At 71.4% G+C, this 8,985-nt stretch carries 9 protein-coding genes and 2 pseudogenes; 9 read left to right on the top strand and 2 right to left on the bottom strand.

Annotation, left to right across the window (positions count from 1 at the left end; genetic code table 11):
* The 4 genes and pseudogenes from G3I65_RS42535 to G3I65_RS42550 form a co-directional block, all read left to right on the top strand.
* Window positions 1–237, top strand: a pseudogene (locus G3I65_RS42535) (D-inositol-3-phosphate glycosyltransferase); the annotation flags it as partial.
* The gene (locus G3I65_RS42540) at window positions 234–746 is read left to right on the top strand and encodes a YbjN domain-containing protein (protein ID WP_160701112.1); all 513 of its coding nucleotides are present in this window, start codon (window positions 234–236) and stop codon (window positions 744–746) included. The pseudogene G3I65_RS42535 and the gene G3I65_RS42540, both read left to right, overlap by 4 nt.
* 70 nt (window positions 747–816) lie before the next feature.
* A complete protein-coding gene (locus G3I65_RS42545; RefSeq protein ID WP_160701113.1) occupies window positions 817–1,674 on the top strand; it encodes a DUF4349 domain-containing protein in 858 nt (285 codons plus the stop codon).
* Window positions 1,675–2,190: 516 nt separating this feature from the next.
* On the top strand, window positions 2,191–2,940 hold the full coding sequence (locus G3I65_RS42550; protein WP_160701114.1) for a phosphoglyceromutase: 750 nt from the start codon (window positions 2,191–2,193) through the stop codon (window positions 2,938–2,940).
* Window positions 2,941–3,004: 64 nt separating this feature from the next.
* Here the strand turns inward: G3I65_RS42550 and G3I65_RS42555 are convergent, their stop codons facing one another.
* Both G3I65_RS42555 and G3I65_RS42560 read right to left on the bottom strand, forming a co-directional pair.
* Window positions 3,005–3,871, bottom strand: a complete 867-nt coding sequence (locus G3I65_RS42555; RefSeq protein WP_160701115.1) for a hypothetical protein — start codon at window positions 3,869–3,871, stop codon at window positions 3,005–3,007.
* 5 nt (window positions 3,872–3,876) lie between these two features.
* Window positions 3,877–4,515, bottom strand: coding sequence for a DNA-binding response regulator (locus G3I65_RS42560; RefSeq protein ID WP_160701116.1), 639 nt, complete (start codon window positions 4,513–4,515; stop codon window positions 3,877–3,879).
* Between the two features lie 66 nt (window positions 4,516–4,581).
* Between G3I65_RS42560 and G3I65_RS42565 the strand changes: the two genes are divergently transcribed.
* The 5 genes and pseudogenes from G3I65_RS42565 to G3I65_RS42585 all read left to right on the top strand — a co-directional run.
* Window positions 4,582–5,457: an oxidoreductase gene (locus G3I65_RS42565; RefSeq protein WP_160701117.1), complete on the top strand. Its 876-nt coding sequence runs from the start codon at window positions 4,582–4,584 to the stop codon at window positions 5,455–5,457.
* A gap of 146 nt (window positions 5,458–5,603) precedes the next feature.
* A complete protein-coding gene (locus G3I65_RS42570) occupies window positions 5,604–6,845 on the top strand; it encodes a cell wall metabolism sensor histidine kinase WalK (RefSeq protein ID WP_163046853.1) in 1,242 nt (413 codons plus the stop codon).
* Window positions 6,842–7,531, top strand: coding sequence for a response regulator transcription factor (locus G3I65_RS42575; RefSeq protein ID WP_003062718.1), 690 nt, complete (start codon window positions 6,842–6,844; stop codon window positions 7,529–7,531). Before G3I65_RS42570 ends, G3I65_RS42575 begins: the two co-directional genes overlap by 4 nt.
* A 112-nt stretch (window positions 7,532–7,643) precedes the next feature.
* A complete protein-coding gene (locus G3I65_RS42580; protein ID WP_160701118.1) occupies window positions 7,644–8,627 on the top strand; it encodes a Ppx/GppA phosphatase family protein in 984 nt (327 codons plus the stop codon).
* A gap of 157 nt (window positions 8,628–8,784) precedes the next feature.
* A pseudogene (locus tag G3I65_RS42585) lies at window positions 8,785–8,985 on the top strand (hypothetical protein); the annotation flags it as partial.

Genomic DNA, 8,985 nt, shown 5'->3' on the forward strand with positions numbered 1-8,985 from the left:
GTGCCGCACGGCGTGTCCGGCCTGCTGGTGCCGGGGCACGGCGCCGAGGAGTGGGCGGACGCGCTGGCCGCGGTCGCGCTGCGCCCGGACCGGCGCGCCGAACTGGGTGCCAACGCCGTCGTGCACGCGCGGCGGTTCTCCTGGCGCCGCACGACGGACGCGCTGCTGGACATCTATGCTCAGGCCACCAGCGCGTTCCGGCAGGCGCTGGAACTGCGCGCGGAGGTGGCGGTGTGAGCCTGGACCGGCTGATCCAGTCTACTTTGGACTCGGCGGAGCTGAAGTACGACAAACGCGGTCCCGGCAAGTACTTCGTCACCCTGCCCGGCACGAAGAAGCTGCAGACGAACGCATGGCTGGTCGACGGCGACCACGCGTTCTCGGTGGAGGCCTTCGTCTGCCGCCGTCCCGATGAGTCCCATGAGGACGTTTACCGGTTCCTGTTGCAGCGCAACGCGAAGCTGTACGGCGTGCACTACACAGTGGACAGTCTGGGCGACATCTACCTGGTCGGCCGGTTCGGCAAGGAGACGATGTCCGCCGACGAGCTCGACAAGGTGCTCGGCCAGGTCCTCGAAGCCGCCGACGGCGACTTCAACACCCTGCTCGAGATCGGCTTCGCGACGTCGATCAAGCGCGAGTGGGACTGGCGCGTCTCCCGCGGCGAGTCGCTGGCGAACCTCCAGGCGTTCAAGCACCTCGTCGCCCCCGAGCAGCCGCACGAACCGGGCTTGACCGAGTCGTGACCATGGCCGTGCAACGGCCCTGAACCGGACATCCGTCTCACCGCCAGTCGAAACTGGAGGGAGAAGCAGGATGCGGACTCGATGGAGAGCGGCGCTCGCGATCACGGCGGCGGCGCTGGCGCTGGCCGGGTGCTCGGCGGGGGAGAACGGGGCATCGTCCACGGCGGACAGTGCCGGCGTCGCGCCCGCCGTCCCGAAGCAGGGGACGAGCGGCAAGGCGGAATCGAAGGTGACCCCGCCGCAAGCGGGCGCCACCGACCGGAAGCTGTCCCGCAGCGCGCGGCTGGAGCTGACCGCGACCAAGGTCGTCGACGTCGTCGCGCAGGCCCGCGGGATCGCGCTGGGCGCGGGCGGCTACACCGGGCAGGAGAGCACGGGCGAGGACTACGCGACGCTCAGCCTCGCGGTGCCGTCGGACAAGCTCGACGGCGCGCTCGACCAGCTCTCGCACCTGGGCACGAGCCTGGTGAAGCGCGAGCTGAACACCCAGGACGTGACCGAGCAGGTCGTCGACGTCGAAGCGCGGCTGCAGACGCAGCGGGCGTCGGTCGAGCGGATCCGCGCACTGCTCTCGAGGGCGACTTCGGTGTCGGAGATCGCCTCGGTCGAGAGTGAGCTGACCAGCCGCGAGGCGACGCTGGAATCGCTGGAGCAGCAGCGGAATTCGCTGGCGGGCAGCGTCGCGATGGCGACGGTGGCGATGAGCATCCGCAGCGCGGCGGCGCCCCCGCCCCCTTCCGAGGACCACAGTGGATTCCTGGGCGGCTTGGCCGGTGGCTGGGACGCGTTCCTGGTGTTCGGCGGCGGCGTGCTGACGGTGCTGGGCGCGATCGCGCCGTTCCTGTTGATCGTGGGGCCGCTGGCCTGGGGTGGTTGGTGGCTGAACCGGCGCCGCCGCGCGGCCCGGCCGGAGCCGACCGAGGTCTGAGCGGGTAGGTGGGCTCGCCGCGATGCCGTGAATGACTCATTCATGTCGCCGGACGACATGAATGAGTCATTCACGTCACTGGGGCCGGAGCAGGGAGCGGGCAGGCGGGACGGCTCGAGGGAGGGGGGAGTCGCGATCTCGAGCCGCCCCGCTGAAGTTCCCGCCGATCAGGACCCGGTGACGAGGGGGGTGCCAACGGGGCCGGGCGGGCCGCGGCTCGGCAGGGGGGAGACGAGCCGCGGTCAAAGCCCGAATCCGGCCGGGGAGTGCGTGGAATCCGGCCGCTCGGGACGTAGTCAACCTGTCAGATCTCGACGTGTAATCACAAGACTACTCACTAGTCCGTTCGAGTGAATTTACCGGTGAGCGATAACGGTGTGCAGTTTGTAGCCCGGAATTTGCGCGTTGTTGGCGGCCGGACTTGTCGAAGGGTGAGGTGTTACTTCCAAGTAACACACTCTCGGTAGGTCGAGGTCACTGGTGGAATCACGGACCGGTTCTGGCAGGCTGACGGGTATGGCTGAACTCGGGACGTTGGTGCTGCTCCGCCACGGGCAGAGCACGTGGAACGCGGAAAACCTGTTCACCGGCTGGGTGGACGTGCCGCTGTCGGAGCAGGGTGAAGGCGAAGCCCGCCAGGGCGGTCAGCTGCTGGCCGAGGCCGGCCTGCTGCCGGACGTCGTGCACACCTCGCTGCTGCGCCGCGCGATCGCCACCGCGAACATCGCGCTGGACGCCGCCGACCGGCACTGGATCCCCGTGAAGCGCGACTGGCGGCTCAACGAGCGCCACTACGGCGCGCTGCAGGGCAAGGACAAGAAGCAGACCCTCGCGGAGTTCGGCGAGGAGCAGTTCATGCTCTGGCGCCGCTCCTACGACACCCCGCCGCCCGCGATCGACCCGAAGGACGAGTGGAGCCAGGCCGGCGACGCCCGGTACGCGAACCTCGGCGACGACGCGCCGCTGACCGAGTGCCTCAAGGACGTCGTCGAGCGGCTGCTGCCGTACTGGGAGTCCGCGATCGTGCCGGACCTGCGCGCGGGCAAGACCGTGCTGGTCGCCGCGCACGGCAACTCGCTGCGCGCGCTCGTCAAGCACCTCGACGGGATCTCCGACGCCGACATCGCCGGCCTCAACATCCCGACCGGCATCCCGCTGCGCTACGACCTGGGCGACGACCTCAAGCCGCTGAAGCCGGGCGGCGAGTACCTCGACCCCGAGGCCGCCAAGGAAGCCGCCGCCGCGGTCGCCAACCAGGGCCGCTGACGCCCAAAGCCGTGAAGGCCTCCTTACCGGTCGAAAACGCCGGTAAGGAGGCCTTCACGGCGTTTCAGGACGCGGTGATGGGGCGGACCGCGGTCACCTTCCAGGCAGGGCCTTCGCGGACCAGGTCCAGTTCGGTGGTGAACGGGCGGTCGGTGGTGCCGCCGGCCGCGGTCACCTTGAGCGTGGTGAAGAACACCACCGTCGCGCGGCCGCCGGTCAGCGAGACCACCCCGGCCATCGGGTCCGGACCGAGCGCCACCTTCGTGCCGCTCTTGCGGATCGCGTCGACGTAGGTCGCCTTCTTCGCGCGGTAGTCGCTCAGCAACGGCTCGGCCGCGACCGCCTCGGCCCGCGCGTACGAGCCTTCCGGGTCGCCGCTGTCGGTCGTGAACAGCGCGCCCGCGGCCGCCCGCGCCCCGGCCAGCGCCGAATCGCGCAGGCCCGGCAGGCTGCCGTCGTCAGGGTGCGCCGCGGGGGACGGCTGCGCCGGGTTGACGGCGATGTCGGAGAGCCGCCAGCGCCCGCCCTCCTCGAGCGCGGTGAACGCGACCGTCGCCAGGCCCTTCGTGGTGCCGTTGACCTGCTCCAGCACCGCCAGTTCGCGGACCTTCCCGCCGGTCAGCTCCACCGCCGCCGCCCGCGCCACGGTCGTGGTCAGCCGCACCGGCCGCGGGTTCTTCCTGATCTGCTCGAATAACGCCGTGAGCTGGGCCTTCGCCGCCCCCGTGACGTTCGCGGCGACGGCCTGGTCGAACGCCGCCGGGTTCGCCGAGTCGTAGCTGAACACCGCTTCCGCCGCGGTCTTCACGGCGGCGAGCGCGGCGGCCGTCCCAGGTGCGTTGACCACCGCGAGGTTGCCCGTCAGCGGCGTCGCGGTGCCGGAGACCGCCGACGAGCACGCCGACGTCGTCAGGACGAGCGCCAGCAGCACCCGCCTCACAGGAGTCCGGCGTCGCGCGCCCGCGCCCCGGCCTGGAACCGCGAAGACGCGCCCAGCAGCTCCATCAGCTCCGCCACGCGCCGCCGGTAGGTCCGCAGGCCGACGCCGAGCGCGCGGGCCGCGGTCTCGTCCTTGCAGCCGGACGCGAGCTGCTCCAGGATTTCGCGCGCGCCCAGCTCGGCGAACCGGGCCTGGTACGACTCGAGGTCGGTGCCGCCGGCCCAGGCCGCCTCGAACAGCGACTGGATGCCCTGGACCAGCTCCGGGCTGCTGACCACGGTGTAGCTGCGGACGCCCGCGACGTGGTCGCCCGCCACGATCGCGATCCGGCGGTCCAGCAGGATCGTCTCGTTGATCTCGCGCTCGGTGATCCGGATGCGCGCGCCGTGCGTGGCCATGAACCGCAGGTGCTCGGCCAGCGCCGGGTCGAAGAGCACGCCGGGCAGGTACATCTTGCGCACGGACGTCGTGCGCACGGCCTGCTCGCGCTCGGGTGCCGTCGGGTGCGCCACGGACCACGTGTGCAGGTCGCGGGCCGCGCACGAGATCTCGGTCGCGGTCGCGAACAGGTGGGCCGTCCGCTCGAACAGCTCGGCCTCGCCGCGCACCACGACCACGTCACTGACTCTCTCCACGTATTCCAGTCTGGCAGCAAAGTGCCATTCCCGGCGGCTTCCGGGCCAGGTCGGAAGGCTGGAGCCATGACCACGAACACCACCACCCTCCCCGCCGCCGCGGCGGGCACCTGGCAGCTCGGCTCCTTCGAAGTCAACCGGCTCGGCTTCGGCGCGATGCGCCTGATGTCCACTTCGGACGGCGGCATCCGCGCCCGCGAGACGTCGATCGCCGTGCTGCGCCGCGCCGTCGAACTCGGCGTGAACCACATCGACACCGCCGTCTTCTACTTCGCCGGCCCGCGCTCGGCGAACGAGCTGATCAACCGGGCACTCGCGCCGTACGACGGCCTGACCATCACCACCAAGGTCGGCCCGGGCCGCGACTTCACCGGCGCGTTCTACACCGCCCGGCCGGACCAGCTGCGGGCCCAGGTCGAGGAGAACCTGCGCGAGCTGGGCCTCGACCACCTCGACGTCGCCAACTACCGGATCGGCCAGGCCCTCGACCGCGGCGAGGGCTCGCTCGCGGACGGGTTCGGCGCGCTCGCCGAGCTGCGCGAGGAGGGCCTGATCCGCGAGCTGGGCATCTCCAACGTCGGCCCGGAGCACCTCACCGAAGCCCTCGAGATCGCGCCGGTCGTCTGCGTCCAGAACCAGTACGGCCTCACCGCCCGCCGGGAGGACGACGAGATCGTCCGGATGTGCGCCGAGCGCGGGATCGCGTTCGTGCCGTTCTTCGCCGTCGCCAGCGGGCAGGGCGAGGACCGGCGCGTCGCCGAGGTCGCCCGCCGCCACGACGCCACCCCGGCGCAGGTGCGGCTCGCGTGGACCCTGCACCAGGGCCCGCACGTCCTCGCCATCCCCGGCACCGGCGACGTCGCGCACCTCGAGCAGAACGTCGCGGCGGCGGCGCTGGAGCTCACCGAGGACGATTTGCAGACGTTGGACGCGGACGGGTGAATTCACCCGGTATGTCTCGCGACGGAATCGATCGGGTGAACGCCGCCTGAAGCCCCGGCGAACATGTGCTCCGCAGGTGTCGCGGTGCTCACGACAAGGCGGACAACGCTAGGCCGAAGGGCCACTTCTCAGCTTACGATCGGCCCGTGACCACGCCTGTTTCACTCGCACTGGCCATCGGCGCACTGGTGGCCGGTGCGGTGGTCGGCTACTTCCTGGCGCGGGCGCGCACCCGCCGCGAGGAAGCCCGGCCGCCGGGCCCGACCGTCGCGGAGCTCCTCGAACGGCTGGTCCGCTCGTCGGCCAACGGCATCGTCGTGCTCAACCGGTTCGGCGACATGGTGCTGCACAACCCGCGCGCGTACGAGCTGGGTCTCGTCAAGGTCAACCAGGCCGACGCGCGGGCCCGCGCGGCCGCCGAGCAGGTCGTCGAGACCGACGAGCCGATGGAGATCGACCTTTCGCCGCTCGAAGCGCGCGGCCGCCAGCCGGAGGCGGTGCTCGGCCAGGTCCGGCCGCTCGGCGACGGCTTCACCGTCGTGGAGGCCGTCGACCACTCCGAGGCCATCCGGCTGGAGGCCGTGCGCCGTGACTTCGTCGCCAACGTCAGCCACGAGCTCAAGACCCCGGTCGGCGCGATCGCGCTGCTCACCGAGGCCGTGCTCGACGCCGCCGAGGACGTCGAAGAGGTCCGCCGCTTCGGCGGCAAGATCCTGCGCGAGTCCACGCGCCTCGGCCAGCTCGTCACCGAGCTGATCGCACTGTCGCGGCTGCAGGGCGCCGAGCGGCTGCCCGACCTCAACGTCGTCGAGGTCGACGCGGTCGTCCGCGAGGCGCTCGGCCGCACCACGCTCTCGGCCGAGTCGGCCGACATCCGGATCACCACCGACAACCCCAGCGACCTGCTCATCGAGGGCGACCGGACGCTGCTGGTCACCGCGCTGTCGAACCTGCTGGAGAACGCGGTCGCGTACTCGCCGGCCGGCAGCCCGGTCTCGATCAGCAGGCGGCTGGCGGACGGGATGGTGGAAATCGCCGTCACCGACCGCGGCATCGGCATCGCCGAAGAGGAGCAGCAACGGGTTTTCGAGCGCTTCTACCGCGCCGACAAGGCCCGCTCGCGCGCCACCGGCGGCACCGGGCTGGGCCTGGCGATCGTCAAGCACGTCGCGGCCAACCACGGCGGCTCGGTCGGGCTGTGGAGCCGTCCGGGTACCGGCTCGACGTTCACCCTGCGCATCCCCGCGCACGTCCGTCCCGAGCCGGCCACGGAGCCGGCCAAGGGCACCAAGACCTCGCCGGCACCGCGGCAGGAGAAGACCCCCGAGCGCACCCCGAGGCTCGTGGTTACCGGGCAGGACAGCCCAGATCATGGAGGAAACCTGTGACCAGGGTTCTCATCGTCGAGGACGAGGAGTCGTTCGCCGACCCCCTCGCCTTCCTGCTGCGCAAGGAAGGGTTCACCGCGGCCGTCGCCGGGACGGGCCAGGCCGCGCTGGAGGAGTTCGACCGCAACGGCGCCGACATCGTGCTGCTCGACCTGATGCTGCCCGGGATGAGCGGCACCGACGTCTGCAAGCAGCTGCGCCAGCGCTCCGCCGTGCCGGTGATCATGGTGACCGCGCGCGACAGCGAGATCGACAAGGTCGTCGGCCTGGAACTGGGCGCGGACGACTACGTCACCAAGCCGTACTCGGCGCGGGAGCTGATCGCGCGGGTCCGCGCGGTGCTGCGTCGCGGCGGCGAGCCGGGCTCGGAGGGCGAGCTGGCCCCGCTGGTGCTTTCGGCAGGCCCGGTGCGGATGGACGTCGAGCGGCACGTGGTGACCGTCGACGGCGCCGAGGTTTCGCTGCCGCTGAAGGAGTTCGACCTCCTGGAGTACCTGCTGCGCAACGTCGGCCGGGTGCTGACCCGCGGGCAGCTGATCGATCGGGTGTGGGGCGCGGACTACGTCGGCGACACGAAGACGCTCGACGTCCACGTGAAGCGGCTGCGTTCGAAGATCGAACCGGACCCGGGCTCGCCGCGGCACCTCGTGACGGTCCGCGGCCTGGGCTACAAGTTCGAGACGTAAGTCCCTTTCGTGCGACTTCGTCCCGGTGGGAGGCGCGCCGGGACGAAGCCGCACCGAGTGTTTTCGGTTACAAGTTCGAGACCTGGCGCCGGGGCCGGTACCCTGGACCCCCGTGCGCCTAGGGGTACTCGACGTCGGTTCCAACACCGTCCACCTGCTCGTGGTCGACGCCCACCGGGGCGCCCACCCGACGCCGATGCATTCCGAAAAGTCGGTGCTGCGGCTGGCCGAACAGATCACGCCGGGCGGTGAGCTGACCAAGGCCGGGGCCGACGAGCTGGTGACCGCCGTCGAATCCGCCAAGGACGCCGCCGCGCGGCTGGGCTGCGAAGAGCTGATGGCCTTCGCCACCTCCGCGGTCCGCGAAGCGAAGAACTCCGCCAAGGTGCTGGCCCGCGTGGCCGACAAGACCGGCGTCGAGCTGCAGGTCCTCTCCGGGGTCGACGAGGCCCGGCACACCTTCCTCGCCGTCCGCCGCTGGTACGGCTGGTCGGCCGGGCAGCTGCTCGTGCTCGACATCGGCGGCGGCTCGCTGGAGGTCGCGATGGGCCGCGACGAAGAGCCCGTGCTGGCCGAATCGCTGCCGCTGGGCGCCGGGCGCACCACGCGCACCCGCTTCAGGCGCGACCCGCCGACGCGCTCCGAACTCGTCGCGACGTCGGCGTGGCTGGACGACCAGCTCACCGAACTCGCGCGGAAGGTCACCAAATGGGGTGAACCGGACCGCGTGGTCGCGACGTCGAAGACGTTTCGTTCACTCGCCCGGCTGACCGGCGCCGCCCCCTCGGCGGCGGGCCCGCGCGTGCGACGTACGCTCACGGACACCGCGTTGCGCCAGCTCCTGGCCTTCATTTCGCGGATGCCCTCGGCCGATCTGGCCCACCTCGAGGGGGTCAGCTCGAGCCGAGCCCACCAGCTGGTGGCGGGCGCGCTCGTCGCGCAGGCCACGATGCGGGCGCTCGGTGTGCCCGAACTCGAGATTTGCCCGTGGGCTCTGCGAGAGGGTGTGATCCTGCGGCGGCTGGACCATTCCAACGGCGCGGATGAGACTGGAACAGCCCTCGCGGGGCGCTTGGGCGCACAGGAGGACCGGTGAAAGCACCCGGCTGGACTTCCCGGACGGAGAACGGGCACGGTGGAGAGGTGACGGACATGCGGAGGTCGGCGTACAGCGCGCGCTGCGCCGCCGGAATGCCGTCGGGTACCTCTTCGCGAGGTGCCGAGGACCCGGAGCGCGCAGGGGAATACCAGGTATGACGGACCAGACCGGAGGCGACCAGCCGCAGAAGACCGTGGCTGAGCTGCTCGCCCAGCACGGTGCCCAGGTCGACGGCGGACGCCGCCGCCGCCGGCGCGCGGCCGATGACGACGACGAACCCGGCACCCCCGAAGCCCCGCCGGGTGCGACCGGCTCGCACCGGCGCCCTGGCGTGAGCGACACCGGCCCGCAGGCG

Source organism: Amycolatopsis sp. SID8362, assembly GCF_010550475.1.
In the GTDB taxonomy this organism is placed as follows: Bacteria; Actinomycetota; Actinomycetes; order Mycobacteriales; family Pseudonocardiaceae; genus Amycolatopsis; species Amycolatopsis eburnea.